The sequence below is a fragment of the Roseovarius sp. ZX-A-9 genome, assembly GCF_028369135.1.
GTDB lineage: Bacteria > Pseudomonadota > Alphaproteobacteria > Rhodobacterales > Rhodobacteraceae > Roseovarius.
This window is the reverse complement of sequence record NZ_JAPWHW010000001.1, coordinates 102044-120773: the sequence shown is the minus strand read 5'-3', so window position 1 is coordinate 120773 and position 18730 is coordinate 102044. Positions and strand designations below refer to the sequence as shown.

General features: G+C 62.9%; 18 protein-coding genes. 5 read left to right on the top strand and 13 right to left on the bottom strand.

The features are described from left to right. Positions 1-23: 23 nt before the first annotated feature. Positions 24-587 carry a TIGR04282 family arsenosugar biosynthesis glycosyltransferase gene (locus O3306_RS00605; RefSeq protein ID WP_272002802.1) on the top strand — a complete coding sequence of 188 codons (564 nt, stop codon included), beginning with the start codon at positions 24-26 and terminating at the stop codon, positions 585-587. Between the two features lie 16 nt (positions 588-603). Here the strand turns inward: O3306_RS00605 and O3306_RS00600 are convergent, their stop codons facing one another. The 13 genes from O3306_RS00600 to O3306_RS00540 form a co-directional block, all read right to left on the bottom strand. After that, positions 604-1998: a TRAP transporter large permease gene (locus O3306_RS00600; RefSeq protein WP_272001877.1), complete on the bottom strand. Its 1395-nt coding sequence runs from the start codon at positions 1996-1998 to the stop codon at positions 604-606. Further along, a complete protein-coding gene (locus O3306_RS00595) occupies positions 1995-2669 on the bottom strand; it encodes a TRAP transporter small permease (RefSeq protein ID WP_272001875.1) in 675 nt (224 codons plus the stop codon). The genes O3306_RS00600 and O3306_RS00595 overlap by 4 nt, the downstream gene beginning before the upstream one ends. 74 nt (positions 2670-2743) lie before the next feature. Then, positions 2744-3748: a DctP family TRAP transporter solute-binding subunit gene (locus tag O3306_RS00590; RefSeq protein WP_272001873.1), complete on the bottom strand. Its 1005-nt coding sequence runs from the start codon at positions 3746-3748 to the stop codon at positions 2744-2746. Positions 3749-3995: 247 nt separating this feature from the next. Continuing rightward, the gene (locus O3306_RS00585) at positions 3996-5219 is read right to left on the bottom strand and encodes a sigma-54-dependent transcriptional regulator (RefSeq protein ID WP_272001871.1); all 1224 of its coding nucleotides are present in this window, start codon (positions 5217-5219) and stop codon (positions 3996-3998) included. Beyond that, positions 5216-6946, bottom strand: coding sequence for a sensor histidine kinase (locus O3306_RS00580; protein WP_272001869.1), 1731 nt, complete (start codon positions 6944-6946; stop codon positions 5216-5218). Before O3306_RS00580 ends, O3306_RS00585 begins: the two co-directional genes overlap by 4 nt. 109 nt (positions 6947-7055) lie before the next feature. Continuing rightward, the gene (gene htpX, locus O3306_RS00575; protein ID WP_272001866.1) at positions 7056-7973 is read right to left on the bottom strand and encodes a protease HtpX; all 918 of its coding nucleotides are present in this window, start codon (positions 7971-7973) and stop codon (positions 7056-7058) included. 3 nt (positions 7974-7976) lie between these two features. Further along, a complete protein-coding gene (locus O3306_RS00570) occupies positions 7977-8693 on the bottom strand; it encodes a nucleotide exchange factor GrpE (protein ID WP_272001863.1) in 717 nt (238 codons plus the stop codon). Positions 8694-8731: 38 nt separating this feature from the next. Next, the gene (locus O3306_RS00565) at positions 8732-10132 is read right to left on the bottom strand and encodes a DegQ family serine endoprotease (RefSeq protein ID WP_272001860.1); all 1401 of its coding nucleotides are present in this window, start codon (positions 10130-10132) and stop codon (positions 8732-8734) included. 179 nt (positions 10133-10311) lie between these two features. Beyond that, positions 10312-10761, bottom strand: coding sequence for an NADH dehydrogenase ubiquinone Fe-S protein 4 (locus O3306_RS00560; RefSeq protein ID WP_272001857.1), 450 nt, complete (start codon positions 10759-10761; stop codon positions 10312-10314). 149 nt (positions 10762-10910) lie between these two features. Then, entirely contained in the window at positions 10911-11396 is a 486-nt protein-coding gene (locus tag O3306_RS00555) for an Hsp20/alpha crystallin family protein (protein WP_272001854.1), read from the bottom strand. A 37-nt stretch (positions 11397-11433) separates the two neighbouring features. Then, complete coding sequence (locus tag O3306_RS00550) at positions 11434-11835, bottom strand: Hsp20/alpha crystallin family protein (protein ID WP_272001852.1); 402 nt, start codon at positions 11833-11835, stop codon at positions 11434-11436. A 27-nt stretch (positions 11836-11862) separates the two neighbouring features. Then, positions 11863-12303: an Hsp20/alpha crystallin family protein gene (locus O3306_RS00545; protein ID WP_272001850.1), complete on the bottom strand. Its 441-nt coding sequence runs from the start codon at positions 12301-12303 to the stop codon at positions 11863-11865. Positions 12304-12482: 179 nt separating this feature from the next. Further along, positions 12483-12872, bottom strand: coding sequence for a hypothetical protein (locus O3306_RS00540; protein WP_272002839.1), 390 nt, complete (start codon positions 12870-12872; stop codon positions 12483-12485). On the opposite strand from O3306_RS00540, the gene O3306_RS00535 reads away from it, so the two are divergent. The 4 genes from O3306_RS00535 to fdhF all read left to right on the top strand — a co-directional run bounded on the left by O3306_RS00535 (position 12825) and on the right by fdhF (position 18730). Further along, on the top strand, positions 12825-13712 hold the full coding sequence (locus O3306_RS00535) for a LysR family transcriptional regulator (RefSeq protein ID WP_272001847.1): 888 nt from the start codon (positions 12825-12827) through the stop codon (positions 13710-13712). The two genes, O3306_RS00540 and O3306_RS00535, sit on opposite strands and share 48 nt — an antisense overlap. Positions 13713-13821: 109 nt before the next feature. Next, positions 13822-14298: a formate dehydrogenase subunit gamma gene (locus tag O3306_RS00530; protein WP_272001845.1), complete on the top strand. Its 477-nt coding sequence runs from the start codon at positions 13822-13824 to the stop codon at positions 14296-14298. Beyond that, the gene (locus tag O3306_RS00525) at positions 14295-15812 is read left to right on the top strand and encodes a formate dehydrogenase beta subunit (protein WP_272001843.1); all 1518 of its coding nucleotides are present in this window, start codon (positions 14295-14297) and stop codon (positions 15810-15812) included. Before O3306_RS00530 ends, O3306_RS00525 begins: the two co-directional genes overlap by 4 nt. Then, positions 15809-18730, top strand: a complete 2922-nt coding sequence (gene fdhF, locus O3306_RS00520) for a formate dehydrogenase subunit alpha (RefSeq protein ID WP_272001840.1) — start codon at positions 15809-15811, stop codon at positions 18728-18730. The genes O3306_RS00525 and fdhF overlap by 4 nt, the downstream gene beginning before the upstream one ends.

Below are 18730 nucleotides of genomic sequence, written 5' to 3'. Positions count from 1 at the left end.
TGAGACGCGCGTATCTCGTTGTCATGCTGAAAGAGCCACGCCCGGGCCGGGTCAAGACCCGGCTGGGCCGTGATATCGGCATGGTGTCCGCTGCGTGGTGGTTTCGCCACCAGACCGCGCGCCTGCTGCGGCGGTTGGCCGATCCGCGCTGGGAGCTCATCCTTGCCGTGTCGCCGGATCGCGCCGGGATGCAAAGCCGTGTCTGGCCCGCGCATTTGCCGCGTCTGGCGCAGGGTCAGGGCGATCTTGGTGACCGGATGGCGCGGATCATGCGCACTCTGCCGCCCGGCCCGGTCTGCATCATCGGTGGCGATATTCCCGGTGTCACCCGCGCGCATGTCGGTCGCGCCTTTGCTGCGCTGGGGGATCATGATGCGGTCTTTGGCCCGGCACCTGATGGCGGCTATTGGCTGACCGGCCTGAAACGCAGCGCCGCCGTGCCTGCGGGCCTGTACGGGGATGTCCGCTGGTCGAGCGCACATGCGCTGCGCGACAGTATCGCCACCTTGCCCGGCGCGCGGATCGCGCTGGTCGACACGCTGCGCGATGTGGATACCGCCGCAGACCTGGACGTGCGGGCGCGCTGAGCGCCCGCAACAGGGGTTACTTGGTGATGATCTCGGGGCCCATCAACATGTTGGGCAGGAAGGTCGATATCCACGGGATATAGGTGACCATGATCAGGAACACGAAAAGTACCATCAGGAACGGCAGCGCCGCCCGGACCACGGCCATCATCGGCATGCCTGCCACGCCCGACGTGACAAAGAGGTTGAGGCCCACGGGCGGGGTGATCATCCCGATTTCCATGTTCACCACCATGATGATGCCCAGATGGATTGGGTCGATTCCCAGCTCGATCGCGATCGGGAAGACCAGTGGGGCGACGATCACCAGCAGGCCCGAAGGCTCCATGAACTGACCGCCGATCAGCAGGATCGCGTTGACCACGATGAGGAACATCACCGGGCCGAACCCCGCCGCGAGCATGGAGCCCGCCACCATCTGCGGGATCTGCTCTTCGGTCAGCACGTGTTTGAGGATCAGCGCGTTGGCGATCACGAACATCAGCGTGACCGTCAGCTTGCCCGCGTCAAAGAGCGTTTGCCGCGTATCGCGGTGGAAAAACGCCGTGACGATGGCATGTGGGGCTTGCAGGATGTTCTTGCGCGGCTGCCCGCCACGCGCGGCCAGCGGCCCCATGTCGCGGTAGATGAAACACGCCACGATGAAGGCGTAGACCGATGCCACGGCGGCGGCCTCGGTCGGGGTGAAGAACGCGCCGGTGACGCCCGGAATGCCGTAGATGCCGACCATGATGATCACGATCAGCAACAGCCCCCAGGCAGCATCGCGGAACGATGCCCCGATTTCGCCCCAGCCGCGCCATTCGCCTGCGGGCATGTTCTTGACCCGGGCCATGACGTAGATCGCGATCATCAGCATGAGACCGGCCAGGAGGCCCGGAATGACGCCGGCAAGGAACATCCGGCCCACCGACACCTCGACCGCGGCGGCGTAGACCACCATCACGATGGATGGCGGGATCAGGATGCCCAGCGTGCCAGCGTTACAGATGACGCCGGCGGCGAATTCCTTGGAATAGCCCGCCTGTGTCATCGCGGCGATGACGATCGACCCGATGGCGACCACGGTGGCGGGTGACGAGCCTGAAAGCGCGGCGAACATCATGCAGGCGAAAACACCCGCGATGGCGAGGCCGCCGCGCAGATGCCCGACGCAGGCGATGGAAAAGCGGATGATCCGCTGGGCCACGCCGCCCGTGGACATGAAGCTGCTGGCGAGGATGAAGAACGGGATGGCGAGCAGGGTGAAATGCCCCTCGAACGCCTGAAACAGGGTCTGCGCCACCGATGCCATCGTCGTGTCCGAGAACCACAGCAGGAAAAGGATGGACGACATGCCGAGCGAGACTGCGATCGGCACACCGATCAGCATCAGGCCGATGACCATTACAAACAGGAGCAGTACGGTCATTGGCCTGTCTCCTCTTGCCGGGCGCGCATCTCGTCAATGTCATCCTCGGCCTCGTGGCTGGCCACCAACCGGTCGATCTTGCCGGTCCACAGCCGCACGGCGGCCTGACAGAAGCGGAACATCAGCAAAGCCATCGACAGGGGCAGCACCACATAGGGGATCATGCGGGGCATCTTGTTATAGGCTTCGCCCTCGTTGAAGGCGTCTTCCATCCATTTCAGGATACCGGGGAGCGGCACGTCATTCACCTCGTACCAGCCTTTGGCCAGGAACTTGTCCTCGAACCCCAGAGGGAACCAGCGGCCCTCGGTGGCGGGCAGGTTGGCGAAATTGGCCCAGTAATCCCAAGCGCCCTTGAGCAGCAGGAACGAAAAGGCGATGCAGACCGCGACCGAGATCAGGCCCAGCACCCGGCGCGCGGGGGGCGACACCATGTTGATGATGACATCGACGCCCAGATGCGCGCTTTTCTTGACCGCGTAGGACGCGCCCAGCAGAACCAGCCAGCCGAACAGGAAAACCGTCAGTTCCAGCCCCCACAGGATGCTGGAATTTAGACCCTTGCGGGCCACGACGTTGGCAAATGTCAGTAAGGTCATTGCGCCCAGCAGAAACGCGATCAGGTTTTCCTCGATCTTGTCGCCAAAGCTGTGCCCCGGTTTCGGATGCATATTTTTCCCTCCCCACGTGCCCTGCAAAGGGCGATGGAGCCCGGCGCTGTCGCCGGGCCCCTGTTTGTCACGTCTTACATGCCGGCGTTAATTTCCTGCGCCGCGTCGATGTTTTCCTGACCGACGTCATCGGCGAACTGTTCCCAGACGGGCTTCATCACGTCGACCCATTTCTGGCGCTGGTCCGCGTCAAGCTCGCGCACGACCCCGCCCGCGTCGATGACCGACTGGCGTGCCGCCTGGTTGACCGCGAAGGATTCGGAGTTCCGTGTTTCGGTCACTTCCGCGAGGATGGTCAGGAACTGGTCACGGGTATCCGCATCCAGGCTGTCCAGCCATTCGACCGAGGTCACGACCATGTAGTCGATCACGCCGTGGTTGGTCTCGGTGATGCCGTCCTGCACCTCGAAGAATTTCTTGCCGTAGATGTTCGACCAGGTGTTTTCCTGACCATCCACGACGCCCTGCTGCAACGCGCCATAGACTTCGGCAAAGGCCATCTTCTGCGGGATGCCGCCGATTGCCTCCATCTGTGCCACAAGCACGTCCGAGCTTTGGACGCGGAAGCGCAGGCCACTGGCATCGCTGGGCGCGATCAGGGGTTTGTTGGCCGACATCTGCTTCATGCCGTTATGCCAGAAGGCCAGACCCTGAAGGCCGCGGCGCTGCATGGCGTTCTTCATGTTCTGGCCTGCTTCGGAGGCCTGGAACGCATCGACGGCGTCGATGTTCTTGAACATGAAGGGCAGATCGAAGAGGCGGTATTTCTTGGTGAATGCCTCGAATTTCGAAAGCGAGGGTGCGGCCAGTTGCACGTCGCCTTGCAGCAATGCCTCAAGCACCTTGTTGTCGTCATAGAGTGTCGAGTTGGGGAACACTTCCATGCAGGCCTTGCCGTTCATCTCGTCATTGACGCGTTGCTCCAGCAACGAGGCGGCGATGCCCTTGGGGTGTTTGTCGGTGTTGGTGACGTGGCTGAACTTGATGACAACCTCGCCTTCGTCGCAGGCCGCTGATGCGGTTCCCGCGGTCGCGCCAAGCGCCAGTGCGGCGGCGGCAACTGCTGATACGAATCTCATAGTGGTTCCTCCCAGGCTGAGTATAGCAAAATGTCGTGGGGGCGCCCCATCGGCGCCCTCGCGAAATAGCAAACACTGCCGGTAAGTTGATCGCAAGAAAAAGCTGTTCCGGAGCGGAAAGCGCGAGAATTGCCCGCTTTTCAGGCGGTTGGCAGGATTTCGAGGCAGGGAAATTATCGCGGCTGTACCCGGTGGGCGGGAATCCACACGGATTCGGCGCGCGAGTGTGCGGGATTCCGCACAGTCTTCAGCGAAATTGCTCTGCCCGGATCCCGTGGCGCGTCAGTTTGTCGTAAAATGTCTTGCGCGGAAGTCTGAGCGCGCGCGCCGCTTCGGTCGCGTTGCCCATGTGGCGTTCCAGCGCGGCGCAGAGCAGCGACCGTTCGATTGCCGCCATCTGATCGGCCAGCCCCATCTCGACAGCGGCCTCGGTGCCGCCGAAGCCAAGCGCATAATGCATCGCCGCGTTCATCAATGCGCGGGCATTGCCCGGCCAGTCCTGCGCCATCAGCCGCGAAATGACATCGGGCGTGACCTCGGGTTCCGGCAGGTTGGCCTGCTCGCAGGCCAGCGACAGGAAATGGCGAAAGAGCAGGGGGATATCATCGGGGCGCTCGCGCAGTGCCGGGATGCGCACATGCATCACGCCCAGGCGATAATAGAGGTCCGGGTTGAACCGGCCGTCATGCGCCTCGGCGTCCAGATTGCGGTAGCTGCCCGCGATCACCCGCAGGCCCGGCCCGCAGTCCAGCGCGTCGAGCAGGGCAAACTGGGTTTCGGCAGACAGCGCCGTGACTTCGTCGATAAAAAGCGTGCCGCCGACGGCTCGCGCCACCGCGGATTGCAGCCCTTCGGGGTTCAGCGCGGCGGCGGCGCGTTTCTCGAACGGGTGTTTTGAGCCGGCGGAGAGCAGGTGGATGACCTCTGCCACCTTGGCATTGCCCGCGCCGGGCGGGCCGGTGATCAGCGCCTCGGAATTGGTACGCGCCACCGCCCGGACCCGTGCGCGCAGCTCTTCGGCCAGCTTCGAGCGGCCTATCAACATGCGTGCGGCGGCATCGCCCGAGTCGAGCGCCCGCTTCAGTGCGCGGTTCTCAAGCACCAGACCGCGCGTGCGCAGCGCCTTTTGCACCACGGTGATCAGGTCCTGCGGGTCGCATGGTTTTTCGAGAAAGCTGAAGGCGCCCGCCGACATGCCGCGCACCGCCATCGGGATATCGCCCTCGCCGGTCAGCAGGATCACCGGCAGATCGGGGTCGGTCGCCTGGGCATGGTCCAGAAGGGCAAAGCCATCCTTGCCCGGCATACGGATATCGCTGACCACCACACCGGCAAAACCCGGTTTGATATGATCCTTGGCCTCGATGTAGCTGCCGGCCAGTTGCACCTGCATATCGGCCAGCATCAGGGTCTGGCCCAGCGCCTCGCGCACTGCGAGATCGTCATCGACCACCAGAACCTGCCCGTTCATGCTGCCACCTCTGCGGCCGGTGTGGCGGTCAGTCGGACGGTAAAGATTGCGCCGCCGTCCGGGTGGTTGCGCCCGTGGATCGCGCCGCCAAAGCTCTGGACCAGCCCGTAGGAGATCGACAGGCCCAGCCCCATTCCTTCTTCTGACGCGCCGACCTGTTTGGTGGTGTAGAAGGGATCAAAGATCTTGCCGGGGTCATCAAGGCCGGGGCCGGTATCGCGCAGCGTGACCTCGACATGATCTGCGCCGGGGATGACCGTGATTTCCAGCCGCTTGTCCGCGCGGCCTGCCATGGCGTCGAGCGCATTGGTCACGAGGTTCAGGACCACCTGTTGCAGGCGCACTTCGCCGCCGTGAACAAGGGGAATGTCCGCTGGCGGCGTCCATTCCAGCGTGACGTCTTCGGCGCGCAACCGGCTTTCGGTCATCTCCAGCACCGAGGCGATCACCGCGACGATATCCACCTCTGTCATCGGTTCGTTCTCTTGCCGGGCGAAGGCGCGCAGGTTCTTGATGATCCGCGCCATGCGCCGCGACAGGTCCGCGATCCGGCCCAGATTGGCGCGCGCGTCGTCGGTGCGCCCTTTGTCGAGAAACAGCGTGGCGTTCTCGGAAAATGACCGGATCGCCATCAGCGGCTGGTTCAACTCGTGGCTGATGCCCGCCGACATCTGCCCCAGCGCGCTGAGCTTGGCCGCCTGCACCAGATCGGCCTGCGCGCGGCGCAGTGCGTGCTCGGCCTCCTTGCGGTCGCTCACCTCGTGGCGCAGTGCGGTGTTGGCCGTGGCCAGTGCGGCCGTGCGGCGCATCACCCGCTGTTCCAGCCCGGCATTGGCCAGCGCCAGCGCGCGGCGGCGTTCCAGCAGCAGAAACAGCACCGCCCCGAAGGCCAGACAGAGTGCCGCGACCAATGCGGCCTGAAGCCCCGCGATGCGCTCTGCCGGGGCGGTGCTGATCAGCGCGCGCCCGGTCAGCGCGATCACCGGCAGGGGCTGTTCGCGGTAGACCGCGCGACGCGGCACGTAGGGGCCTGCGGCGCTGGTCCAGATGGCGATTCCGCCGATCTGCCGTATCCGTTCCGGCGCGAAATCGGCCGGGTTGCCGGTGTTGACGCTGCGAAACAGCAGCTCGGAGCGGTTGGTGACGAAAATCTGGTTCTGAGCATCGGTAAAGAAGACGACCTGCGGCGCACCGCGCCAATCGCTTTCCTCGACCGCCTCCATGTCCACGCGCACCGCGATCGCGCCCTGCGGGTGCTTGTCCGCAAAGACCGGCGCCATGAAGGTGAAGGTGCGTGTTCTTTGATCCGCTGCGCGCCCGTGATCCATGCCGAGCGCGCCGGTCATGGCGCGGGCAAAGGCTGTCTCGTCGCCGGAATAGGCCATGGGCGGGCCGTCGCTGGATGTTGCGATGACTTGGCCGTCCGCGGCGAAATAGGCCACCTCGAACGCGCCGCTTTGATCGGCCACGCTGAGAAACAGCGCCTCGATGCCCGCCGCGTCGCCAGTGCGGGACAGGGCGACCACATCGGGGTGATCCGCCAGCCGCACGGCGATCAGCCGGTAACGCGCCAGTTGCCCCTCCAACCGATCCGCCGCCAGCCGCAGATCCGCCGCGCCGCGCTCTGCGACCTGCGCCAGACTGGTGCGATAGCCCAGCCACCACGCCCCGCCCGAGAGCAGCGCCGTGAAGCCCAGAAAAATAAGTATCGCCAGCGGCCTGCGCATTTTGTTCCTCTTCCGGCCTTCACTTTAGAAAGGTGAGGGGCAGAAAACAAACGGCAGTATCGTCTCCCGGCGGCGCGCGTCTGATCGGCAGGGCGGTCAGTGCGCTGCTTTACGAAATGAAGCCGACCTTCCTTTGCGACACGCGTGGCTGGGTGTTGCCTGCCTTGAGCTTGGCAATCCTGCTCTCAAGCGGGGGATGGCTGGCAAACAGGGCCTGCACCCGCCCGGCGGTGATCGCGAAGGCGCGCATTTCTTCGGGCAGGGGCGGCGCGTTGCGGGCCTGTTTCAACCGTTCCAGCGCGGCGATCATGTTGCCTCGCCCGGCCAGCCTGGCTCCGCCCGCATCGGCCCGGTATTCCCGCCAGCGCGAGAACCACATGACAATGGCCATCGCCAGCACGCCAAGGACCAGTTCAGCGATCAGGGACACGAACCAGAAACCGGGGCCGAAACCGCGTTCGATCCGCAGTACCAGACGGTCAAAGAGCAGCCCCACGAGGCGGGACAGGAAGATGACGAAGGTGTTCACGACGCCCTGGATCAGCGCAAGCGTGACCATGTCCCCATTGGCCGCATGGCTGACCTCATGCGCCAGGACGGCCTCAACCTCGCCGCGCGCCATATGCTGCAGAAGGCCGGTGCTGACGGCGATCAGGGCTTCGTCGCGGTTCCACCCGGTTGCGAAAGCGTTGGGTGAGGGATGATCGAAGATGCCGACCTCGGGCCGTCCGATCCCCGCGCGGTCGGCTTGGGCATGGACCGTATCGACCAGCCAGCGTTCGCTTGGCGTGCGCGGCGCGGTGATGACCCGAACGCCCATCGCGGCCTTCGCCATCGTCTTTGACAGGAAAAGCGAGGTCAGCGACCCGACAAAACCGATCGCCGCGGAGAAAACCAGCAGCGCCGTCAGATCGAGATCGACGCCGTTGGCTTGCAGCAGGCTGTCGATGCCGAGCAGCCGGAACGAAACCGACAGAACGGCAAGGATGGCGAGGTTCGCAGCAAGATAGAGGCCAAGGCGCAGCATTGCTTATTCCTCCTCCGCTTTGCTAGGCGCCGCACTCACGGTCACTTGGGCGGGCCGGATCAGGCGCTGACCGATGGCAAAGCCGGGACGATGCAGAACCATGACCTGACCGGGTTTGGTCTGGTCGGTTTCCTGCATCTGTAACGCCTCGTGCAGGGCCGGATCGAAGGGCGTATTCTCGGGCGCGATTGTTCTGACGCCGAGGGCCTTGAGGCCGGTCTCGAAGGCGGACCGAATACTGCACAGACCTTCCAGATGCGAAACGATTCTTGGGTCTTCTGCATCCGGGCTGTTCCGCGCGGCTTCAATCCCGAGCGACAGCGCGTCAAGGGCAGGCGCGATGGCCGCCACCGCTACCGCGATGCCGTTCTCGCGCCCTTCGGCATGAGAAGCTCTCGCAGCCTTGCGCGCGTTTTCCGCGTCTGCGAGCGCGCGCTTCCACTTGTCGGTCAGGCGCGCGACTTCGGCCTCCAGATTCTTTTCCTCGGCCTCGGGCTCCGCCCCGCTGTCCGTGGTGTCACCGGTCGCTTCCGGCGCCGCGTCGGGTTTTGTGGTGTCGTCGGGGCTGTCATCGGTCACCTCCGGCGCCGCCTCGGATTTCGTGGTGTTGTCACCGGCGATGTCATCGGTCGCTTCCGGCACCGTCCCGGATTTCGTACTCTCCTCGACGATGTCTTCGGTGTCAGTTTTGCATTCCGTATTTTTCTGAATCTCGGACATATGACCCTCCTTTTTCAATCTCCAGAAAGGCGCGGCAATCAGCGCATGACCAGAAAGAGGCGCGCGGAGCCACGTTGAACGGTCAGGGCAAGCGCCCCATCAACACCCGCCAGTTGCTGACGCAGGTCCGCAACCGAGGATATCGGTACGCGGTTGACGGCCAGGATGATGTCGCCTGCTTCCAACCCTGAACGCGCCGCCCGGCTGCCGGGGTCGAGCCGCGCAACCACGACGCCGGACAGGGTGCCGTAGTACGGATCGGCTGGTTGCAGATCGCGCAGCTCTGCCCCCGAGAGGCGGTCGAATGCGCGCTCGCCCGTCCTCGCGGCGATCAGCCCGCCCTCGCGCAGGGTTGCCTTCAGCGTCAGCTCCTTGCCGTCACGTTTGACCTGCAACTTGACCTTGCTGCCGATCCGTTTCAGCCCGATCTGGCTGCGCAGATCGGCGGAGCCCGCGACGGGGCGGCCATCGACGGCGACGATCAGATCGCCCGGTTCCAATCCGGCCTCCTCGGCGGCGCTGTCGGGTTCGACTTGCGTGACCACTGCGCCATCGCCGGCCTTGACGCCCAATGCGTCAGCCAGATCGGGGGTGAAATCCTGTATCATCACGCCAAGGCGCCCCCTGCGCACTTCGCCAAACTCGATAAGCTGGTCCATGACGGCCTGTGCCATGTTGGACGGCACGGAAAAGCCTATCCCCACGTTGCCGCCGGATGGTGCGATGATCGCGGTGTTGATGCCGATGAGCCGCCCGTCAAGCGTGATCAGTGCCCCGCCCGAATTGCCGGGGTTGATCGACGCATCGGTCTGGATGAAATCCTCGTAGCCATCGACATTGATTCCGCTGCGCCCCAAGGCGCTGACGATGCCAGAGGTCACGGTCTGCCCGAGGCCGAACGGGTTGCCGATGGCGAGCACGTAGTCTCCGACGAGCAACTGGTCGCTGTCGCCAAGCTCCAGCGCCGAAATGTCCCGCGCCTTGATGCGCAACAGCGCGATATCGGTTCCGGGGTCACTGCCGATGAGCTCTGCATCGAACTGGCGACGATCCTTGAGGGTGACAACGATCCGGTCGCCGTTCTCGATCACGTGATGGTTGGTCAGCACATAGCCCTTGTTCGCATCGACGATCACGCCGGACCCCGCGCTCATCTGGCGCGGCATGGGGGTTTGCGGCATCGGCGGCATGTCAAAGAACCGCCGGAAGAAGGGATCGTTGAATAGCGGGTTCATCTCGGCCGTCTGGCGGCTTTCGACAGAGATGTTGACCACAGCCGGTGTGACTTCGGCCAGAAGCGGTGCCAGTGTGGGCAACCCATTGTCATTGCGAAAGAGCGGGTGATCGGCCGTCTGTGAGGCGGCTGGCGCTGCGAATGTCAGCGAAAAAACGCAAAGCGCCACCAATGTGTAGCCAAGTCTAGAAACAAGAGTAGTCATCTTCCGTTTCCTTGAAACCAATTCAAATGGTGGCCAGCGCCGCGGCGCTAGCCGATCAGGTGAGCGATTTGCGACAAAACACGCCTCTATCCTGCCCCCTTGTGTTCAGGGCGGCGCCACCGATTTCGGCCTGTGTCTCAGGTGCGTGCCCGGTCGGGCCGGATCCCGCGCGCCCGAATTCAGCGTGCTGCCAGGGTGGTTCCGGTCCAGACCGGAGGATCGGAGGCTGGGAAGGACGCAAGCGATGCCAGTTCCACCGGGTCGATGTCGCCACTCTCTGCGTGGTTCATCCTCGCCTCGACCCTGCCGCGCGGCTGTGGTTCATCAAGGCTTTCATGCGGGCGAGACTTTGGTTCCAGTGACATGCGGGGCTTGCTTTTCCCCTCGCCGCGAATGACGTAGTTCCAGTCATTCCGCTCGGCATACTTGATGGCGCTTTCGCAATCGGGAAAGCTGAGCCGGATCGGCCGATAGGGATCGCGGGTCGCGGTCCAGCCCATGAGCGGCTCGATTTCGGACGGTGCCGCGGGCTCGAATTCCAAGATCCAGTGGCGTGGGCGCGGCCCTGACTGCACCGGGCTGCGCGACGGGCGATAGATGATCGCCGTGGGCGCATCTGCCGAAGTCATATCGGTGCCGGGCAGTTTCGGCCGGAAGGGGGGGCGGTTGTGTCCTCTCATCTCAAACATACCTCCTTCGCTGCAAATCAACCTGCTGAATGAGGGCTTTGTCCGGCCCTCGGGGGTTTGGAGCGGGCCGCGAGGCCCGCCCCCAAGGGTCAGGCGGATTTCACGCTGATCCGTTTCACCCGCGCCTTGGCCTCTTCGGTCTTGGGCAGCGTCACGGTCAGCACGCCGCGCTTGAATTCGGCCTCGGATTTCTCGGGGTCAACGCCCGGCGGCACCGGGATCATCCGGTGGAAGCTGCGCCGCGATTGCGAACTGAAACCGCCAGCGTCGGTTTTTTCCTCACGTTCACCGCGGATCGTCAGCATGTCGTCGGTGACGTTTACCTCGATATCCTTGTCATCAAGGCCGGGCAGGTCCACCGACACCAGCATTGCATCATCGGTTTCCGAGATGTCGGTGCGTGGCGTGCCCGCCGCCAGGGTGGCCCCGAACGGGTCGTCGAAATGCCTCCAGAAATCCTCGAACACGCGGTTCAGATCGCGCTGGAGCGACACCATGGGGTTGGTGTCTTCGCTTCTGCGCTCGGGGACGCGGTTGCGGTCCCGGCCCCAGGGGATGAGATCCGTGAATACCATTGCTCTTTCCTCCTTTTCTTTGGCTGGACAGGGCCGCTTAGGCGGCCTTGACCTCGATCTGTTTCGGTTTGGCGGCTTCGCTCTTGCTGAGCGAGAGTGTCAGCACGCCGTCGCGAAGGGTGGCGTCGATCTTGTCGGCATCAATCGTCTCGGGCAGGCTGAAGGCCCGCTCGAAGGTGCCGGGCGCGTATTCGGCATAGACGCGCCGGTAGCCCTCGGGTGCTGGCGTGTCGATCGTGCCGCGCACAGTCAGCGACCGGTTCTCGACCGAGACATCGACGTTCTCGGGGGCAACGCCCGGCATGTCGATGACCACCGTCACCTTGTCGCCCTTCTCGATGATATCAGTCGCGGGGCGGTAGAAGGGGCCGGTTTCGCGCGTGTCTTCGCTGTCGGTCCGGGCGACCTCGCCGCCGGTTTTCTTCAACTCGTTCGCCATGGTCTTTGCTCCTTTCCTCTCCACTCCTCAGTTTGACTTGACCTTGATCTTGCGGGGGCGTTCCTCATCCGGGCGGCCCATCTCGATCTCCAACACGCCGTTTCTTGCCCGCGCTTCGACCTTGTCGGGGTCGACACGCAGCGGCAGGCGGATCGAGCGCGAAAATTCACCCAAGGGGCGTTCGCGGCGGTGCCGCGCGGCGGTTTCGTCATCGGTGGGCGGATTGCGCTTGCCTGCGATGGTCACCATGTTGTCGCGCACTGTCAGGTCGATATCGTCCTGCGCGACGCCGGGCATCTCGGCGGTGACGACGACGCTGTCATCGCCCAGCCACATGTTGACGGGTGGCCAGCTGCCGTCCCGGCTGCTGCGCGACCCGGTATCGAACATGCGGTTCATCTGCGTTTGCAGTTGGCGCAGCTCGGCGAACGGGTCCCACTGACTCCCGGACTGTCCATAGTTCAGCATTGTTTCCTCCTTTTCCAGGTTTCACCACAACAGGTGTCCGTGCCGAGGCGCGGACAAGTACCAGGCGGGAATGTCACGAAGGGATGGAGGTTCGGAGATTGTTCGGCGCGAAGCCGCGCGGCGACCACGTATCTCGATGCGCAAGGCCACTCTGTGCACCTTGCGGTCGATGACGGGGCTTATGTGCTGCACATCTGCACACGCATTTCGCTTTTGCCATCATCTCCGGGACCCTCAATCGGCATCCCGCATCCGATCATCTGGGAATGGGCCAAAATGCTGTCAAGAGATGTGAAAAAAATTTTGTGTGAAGGTGCAGCGATGGGGGGCAAAGGCCCTTTCAACAAAACACTTGAGACAATTTCGGGTCTGTTCTGCTGGCTGTCTTGGGCGTTGTCCTGCTGCGCCAACCATCCACCGCAGAGGGTATGGGGGCGCCCGCCCGGGCCTGCCGATTGATGATCGCTATCAAGCGCGCATTTCCCGATTGTAAAATCCAGATAATTCGACAATTTATTCGGATGCTCGACAAATTGAACATGTTTATCGCCCTCGCCAAAACCCAACATTTTGGTCAGGCCGCCCAGAGTCTTGGGATAACGCAGCCGACGCTGTCCACCGGGATCAAACAGCTTGAGGGGCAGTTGGGTGTCAAACTGGTGTTTCGCGGGTCGCGCTATGGCGGGCTGACACCCGAGGGGCAAAGCGCGCTGGTCTGGGCGCGCCGCATTGTCGGTGATGCGCGCCAGCTCAAGGACGAGATGCGCGCAAAGAAACACGGGCTAGCCGGGCAATTGCGGATTGCTGTCATCCCGACCGCGCTGACATGGGCCGCCGGACTGAGTGCGCGATTCAGCAAGATTCACCCCAAGGTTCGCTTCACGCTGTTGTCGCGCACGTCCATCGAGATTTTATCAATGTTGGAGAATCTCGATGTCGATGCGGGGATTACCTATCTCGACAACGAACCGACCGGGCGGGTCAGCACGGAGCCGCTCTACCGCGAACATTTCATGCTGGTATGCAGCGAGCATTCGAAATTCGCAGGCCGGACCGCCGTCGGCTGGAAGGAACTGGAAGGCGAGAAACTGGGCCTGCTGACGCCCGAAAACCAGAACAGGCGGATCATCAACAGGCACTTTCGCGAGGCCGGTGCGACGCCGGATGCCTGGATCGAATCCGATTCCCTGATCGCGCTGGTGGCAAATGTCGAAGGTGGTGAATGGCTGACGATCGTGCCGTCAGAAATTGCCAATTTCCTGATCAAAGGCAAAGGGTTACAACTTATAAAGTTGTCGGGAACGACCCTCAGCCCCAGTGTGGGACTGGTCGCCCCCTACCGAGAGCCGCACACGCCAACATTGCAAGCCCTGCTGAACGAGGCCCGCAAGATGTCCGAGATGACATAACCGCATTTTGCCTTGATCGATTGAAAATCCCTATCGGTTAACGAGTTACCAATATTGATTGACAATTAAGCTGCGGACTAGCTTGGCCCGAAAAGCAAAAAGGCCAGTCATGCAAATCCCGAAGCCAGCCCCGCACGAAACTGAAATCAAAGCAATTATTGCCGATCACCTACATCTTGAGGGCGCATTGCTGCCAATCCTGCACGCCATTCAGGCGGCCTTTGGTCATGTGCCATCAACTGCGCTTGGGTTGATCGCCGACGCCCTGAACGTCACCAAGGCCGAGGTGCATGGGGTGATTTCCTTTTACCATGATTTTCGTGAGACACCCGCCGGGCGTCATGTCGTCAAGATTTGTCGCGCCGAAGCCTGCCAGTCGGTCGGAGCAACCGGGCTGGCCGCCGAAACATTGGCAAAACTGGGCGTGGATTGGCACGAAACCACCGCTAACGGCGCCGTGACGGTGGAGCCGGTGTATTGCCTCGGGCTATGCGCCTGCGGTCCGGCGGTGATGGTCGATGACAAGGTCGTGGGCCGGGTGGACGAAGCGCGGATGAATGCCCTGCTGGCGGAGGCGGGCGCATGAAAATCTATGTCCCAATGGATAGCGCCGCCAAGGCGCTTGGCGCGGATGCAGTCGCCGAGGCGATTGTCGCAGAGGCAGCCCGTCGCGGGATCAACGTAGAGCTGGTGCGCAACGGCACGCGCGGCATGATCTGGCTGGAACCGCTGGTCGAGCTGGATGCGGGCGAGGGGCGCAAGGCGTTCGGTCCGGTGACAGTGGACGATGTTCCCGCCCTGCTTGACGGGACGCTCGCGGGGCTTGGCCCGGTCGAGGATATCCCGTTTTTTGCGCGCCAGACCCGTCTGACCTTTGCCCGTTGCGGCGTCATAGATCCGCTGGATCTGGCAGATTACCAGGCGCATGGCGGCCTTGGTGGATTGCGCCGGGCGCTGGCGATGACCGGTGAGGAAATCATTGCAGAAGTGACCGATAGCGGGCTGCGCGGACGCGGCGGCGCGGGCTTTCCGACGGGGATCAAATGGAACACCGTTCTGGGGGCCGTGGCCGACCAGAAATACATCGTTTGCAATGCCGACGAAGGCGATAGCGGCACCTTTGCGGACCGGATGATCATGGAAGGTGACCCGTTCACCCTGATCGAGGGGATGGCCATTGCGGGCATCGGCGTGGGCGCGACGCGGGGCTATGTCTACCTGCGGTCGGAATATCCCGATGCGATCAAGGTGATGAACGCGGCGGTGCGGATCGCGCGGGAAAATGCTGTGCTGGGGGCCGATGTGCTGGGTTCGGGCAAGGCGTTTGACATGGAAATCCGCGTCGGCGCAGGGGCCTATGTCTGCGGCGAGGAAACCTCGCTGCTCAATTCACTCGAAGGCAAGCGCGGCGTGGTCCGCGCCAAGCCGCCGCTGCCGGCGCTTGAGGGTTTTCTGGGCAAGCCTACAGTCGTCAACAACGTGATCAGCCTGGCAACTGTGCCGGTGATCTTTGAAAAAGGTGCGGCGCATTACGCCGCATTCGGTCTGGGCCGATCCAAAGGCACCATGCCGATTCAGATCGCGGGCAACGTGAAATTCGGCGGGCTGTTCGAAACGGCCTTCGGGATGCCTTTGGGAACGTTGGTCAATGATGTTGCTGGCGGCACCGCGACGGGACGCCCGGTAAAGGCGGTGCAAGTGGGCGGGCCGTTGGGAGCCTATATGCCAAGCTCAAAATTCGACACGCCGTTTGGCTACGAAGAATTCGACGGGCAAGGTGGATTGATCGGCCATGCCGGGATCGTTGTGTTTGATGACACTGCCGACATGCTGGGCATGGCGCGGTTCGCGATGGAATTCTGCGCGGTTGAATCCTGTGGCAAATGTACCCCTTGCCGGATCGGTTCCGTGCGCGGGGTCGAGACGATCGACCGGATCGCGCGGGGGGATGCGGATGCGATCCCGATCCTGACCGACCTGTGCGAGACGATGAAAGACGGCTCGCTTTGCGCTTTGGGCGGGTTCACGCCCTTTCCCGTGATGTCTGCCCTCACCCATTTTCCAGATGATTTCGCCACCACCAAGGAGGCCGCGGAATGAAAGACTTTATCATCCCCGACGACCGCGACATGGGCACGCCTGCACGGACGGGCGCACCCGTCACGCTGACGATTGACGGATTCGCCGTGACGGTGCCTGCGGGCACCTCTGTCATGCGCGCTGCCTCCGAGGCCGGGCTGCAAATCCCCAAACTTTGCGCGACCGACAGCATCGAGGCGTTCGGTTCCTGCCGCCTGTGCGTGGTCGAGATCGAGGGGCGGCGCGGTACGCCTGCTTCTTGCACGACCCCCGTGGCCGAAGGCATGGTGGTGCGTACCCAGTCCAGCAAGGTCAAGAAACTCCGCCGCGGCGTGATGGAGCTTTATGTCTCGGATCACCCACTGGATTGCCTGACCTGTGCGGCCAACGGGGATTGCGAGTTGCAAGACATGGCCGGCATGGTGGGGTTGCGCGACGTGCGCTATCAGGCCGGGGCGAACCATTATGATGCGTCCGGCAACGGTACGCTGGCCCAAGGTGATGCCCGCGCCCGCGCGCATATGGGCGATCTGGGAAATCCACAGTACATCCCCAAGGACACGTCCAACCCCTATTTCACCTATGACCCGGCCAAATGCATCGTCTGCTCGCGCTGCGTGCGCGCCTGCGAAGAGGTGCAAGGGACGTTTGCATTGACCATCGAGGGCCGTGGCTTTGACAGCCGCGTGTCCTTTGGCGCGAAAACCGACAATGCCATGCAGTCGGATTGCGTGTCCTGCGGGGCCTGCGTGCAAGCCTGCCCAACGGCGACGTTGCAGGAAAACTCGGTCATTGAAATGGGCACGCCGGAACGTTCGGTCATCACGACCTGCGCCTATTGCGGTGTGGGCTGTTCGTTCAAGGCAGAGCTGAACGGCGACGATCTGGTGCGCATGGTGCCCTACAAGCACGGCAAGGCCAATCGCGGCCACTCCTGCGTCAAGGGGCGCTTTGCCTACGGCTATGCCACCCATACGGACCGTATCCTGAAGCCGATGATCCGCGACAGTATCGACCAGCCCTGGCAAGAGGTCAGCTGGGACGAGGCATTGACCTTTGCCGCGACCAGGATGCGTGGCCTGCAAGAGACATATGGCCGTCAGTCCATCGGTGTCATCACCTCGTCGCGCTGCACCAATGAGGAAACATACCTGGTGCAGAAGCTGGCGCGCGGCGTGTTCATGAACAACAACACCGACACTTGCGCGCGCGTGTGCCATTCGCCCACCGGCTATGGGCTGGGCCAGACATTCGGCACCTCGGCCGGCACGCAGGATTTCGATAGTGTTGAGCATACCGACGTCGTGATCGTCATCGGGGCCAATCCCACCGACGGCCATCCCGTCTTTGCCAGCCGCCTGAAAAAACGCCTGCGGGCGGGCGCCAGGCTGATCGTCATCGACCCGCGCCGGATTGACCTGGTGAAATCGGCACATATCGGGGCGGCGCACCATTTGCCCCTGCGCCCCGGCACCAATGTGGCTGTGGTGTCTGCCATCGCCCATGTGATCGTCACCGAAGGGTTAATGGATCAGGATTTCATCCGCGAGCGCTGTGACTGGGACGAATTCCAGGAATACGCCGCGTTCATCAGCGACCCACGCCACAGCCCCGAGGCGAACGAGATGCTGACCGGCGTTCCCTCTGCCGACCTGCGCGCGGCGGCACGGCTGTTTGCGACCGGCGGCAATGGCGCGATCTATTACGGGCTCGGTGTGACCGAACATTCTCAGGGATCGACCACCGTGATCGGTATCGCCAACCTTGCCATGCTGACCGGCAACGTGGGCCGCAAGGGCGTGGGTGTGAACCCGTTGCGCGGTCAGAACAACGTGCAGGGCTCTTGCGATATGGGATCGTTCCCGCATGAACTGCCCGGTTATCGCCATGTCAAAGGCGCCGAGGTTCGGAATATCTTTGAGCAGGCATGGGGTGTCAAAATTGACCCCGAGCCGGGGCTGCGCATCCCCAACATGCTGGACGCCGCAGTAGAGGGCACCTTCAAGGGGCTTTACTGTCAGGGCGAAGATATCCTGCAATCAGACCCCGACACGAAACACGTCGCCGCAGGGCTGGCGGCGATGGAATGTGTCATCGTGCATGACCTGTTCCTGAACGAGACGGCAAACTACGCGCATGTCTTCTTGCCCGGTTCGACCTTCCTGGAAAAGGAAGGCACATTTACCAACGCCGAGCGCCGCATCAACCGCGTTCGCAAGGTGATGGAGCCGCGCAATGGCTATGCGGATTGGGAAGTGACGCAGCTATTGGCCAAGGCCATGGGCGCTGATTGGCACTATACCCATCCCTCGCAGATCATGGACGAGATCGCCGCCACCACGCCAAGTTTTGCAGGCGTGGACTATGCGATGCTGGAAGAGCGCGGATCGGTGCAGTGGCCCTGCAACGAAAGCGCACCAGAGGGCACGCCCTTGATGCATGTCGATGGATTCGTGCGTGGCAAGGGGCGGTTCATCGTCACCGAATATGTGGCCACCGACGAAAAGACCGGGCCGCGCTTTCCGCTGTTGCTGACCACCGGGCGGATTTTGTCGCAATATAATGTCGGGGCACAGACCCGCCGCACAGCCAACGTGGCATGGCATGATCAGGACGTGCTGGAGATCCACCCGCATGATGCTGAACTGCGCGGCGTGAAGGACGGTGATTTCGTCAAGCTGGCGTCGCGCTCGGGTGAAACCGCATTGCGCGCCAAGATCAGTGACCGCGTGTCGCCGGGGGTGGTTTACACCACCTTCCACCACCCCGACACACAGGCCAATGTCATCACCACCGACTTCAGCGATTGGGCCACGAACTGCCCTGAATACAAGGTGACAGCGGTGCAGGTCAGCCCCTCGAACGGGCCAACGGACTGGCAAGAGGACTATAACGCGCAAGCCGCCCAATCCCGGCGCATTCTGCCGGCGGCGGAATAG

Excerpts from the sequence above, each read along its gene's own strand:
- O3306_RS00530 (WP_272001845.1), top strand. The coding sequence starts at position 13,822 with ATGCAAATCCCGAAGCCAGCCCCGCACGAAACTGAAATCAAAGCAATT.
- O3306_RS00570 (WP_272001863.1), bottom strand. The coding sequence starts at position 8,693 with ATGTCCGAGATTCAGAAAAATACGGAATGCAAAACTGACACCGAAGAC.
- O3306_RS00535 (WP_272001847.1), top strand. The coding sequence starts at position 12,825 with ATGCTCGACAAATTGAACATGTTTATCGCCCTCGCCAAAACCCAACAT.
- O3306_RS00550 (WP_272001852.1), bottom strand. The coding sequence starts at position 11,835 with ATGGCGAACGAGTTGAAGAAAACCGGCGGCGAGGTCGCCCGGACCGAC.
- fdhF (WP_272001840.1), top strand. The coding sequence starts at position 15,809 with ATGAAAGACTTTATCATCCCCGACGACCGCGACATGGGCACGCCTGCA.
- O3306_RS00590 (WP_272001873.1), bottom strand. The coding sequence starts at position 3,748 with ATGAGATTCGTATCAGCAGTTGCCGCCGCCGCACTGGCGCTTGGCGCG.
- O3306_RS00560 (WP_272001857.1), bottom strand. The coding sequence starts at position 10,761 with ATGACTTCGGCAGATGCGCCCACGGCGATCATCTATCGCCCGTCGCGC.
- O3306_RS00555 (WP_272001854.1), bottom strand. The coding sequence starts at position 11,396 with ATGGTATTCACGGATCTCATCCCCTGGGGCCGGGACCGCAACCGCGTC.
- O3306_RS00545 (WP_272001850.1), bottom strand. The coding sequence starts at position 12,303 with ATGCTGAACTATGGACAGTCCGGGAGTCAGTGGGACCCGTTCGCCGAG.
- htpX (WP_272001866.1), bottom strand. The coding sequence starts at position 7,973 with ATGCTGCGCCTTGGCCTCTATCTTGCTGCGAACCTCGCCATCCTTGCC.
- O3306_RS00585 (WP_272001871.1), bottom strand. The coding sequence starts at position 5,219 with ATGAACGGGCAGGTTCTGGTGGTCGATGACGATCTCGCAGTGCGCGAG.
- O3306_RS00525 (WP_272001843.1), top strand. The coding sequence starts at position 14,295 with ATGAAAATCTATGTCCCAATGGATAGCGCCGCCAAGGCGCTTGGCGCG.
- O3306_RS00595 (WP_272001875.1), bottom strand. The coding sequence starts at position 2,669 with ATGCATCCGAAACCGGGGCACAGCTTTGGCGACAAGATCGAGGAAAAC.
- O3306_RS00565 (WP_272001860.1), bottom strand. The coding sequence starts at position 10,132 with ATGACTACTCTTGTTTCTAGACTTGGCTACACATTGGTGGCGCTTTGC.
- O3306_RS00605 (WP_272002802.1), top strand. The coding sequence starts at position 24 with ATGCTGAAAGAGCCACGCCCGGGCCGGGTCAAGACCCGGCTGGGCCGT.
- O3306_RS00600 (WP_272001877.1), bottom strand. The coding sequence starts at position 1,998 with ATGACCGTACTGCTCCTGTTTGTAATGGTCATCGGCCTGATGCTGATC.
- O3306_RS00580 (WP_272001869.1), bottom strand. The coding sequence starts at position 6,946 with ATGCGCAGGCCGCTGGCGATACTTATTTTTCTGGGCTTCACGGCGCTG.
- O3306_RS00540 (WP_272002839.1), bottom strand. The coding sequence starts at position 12,872 with ATGTTGGGTTTTGGCGAGGGCGATAAACATGTTCAATTTGTCGAGCAT.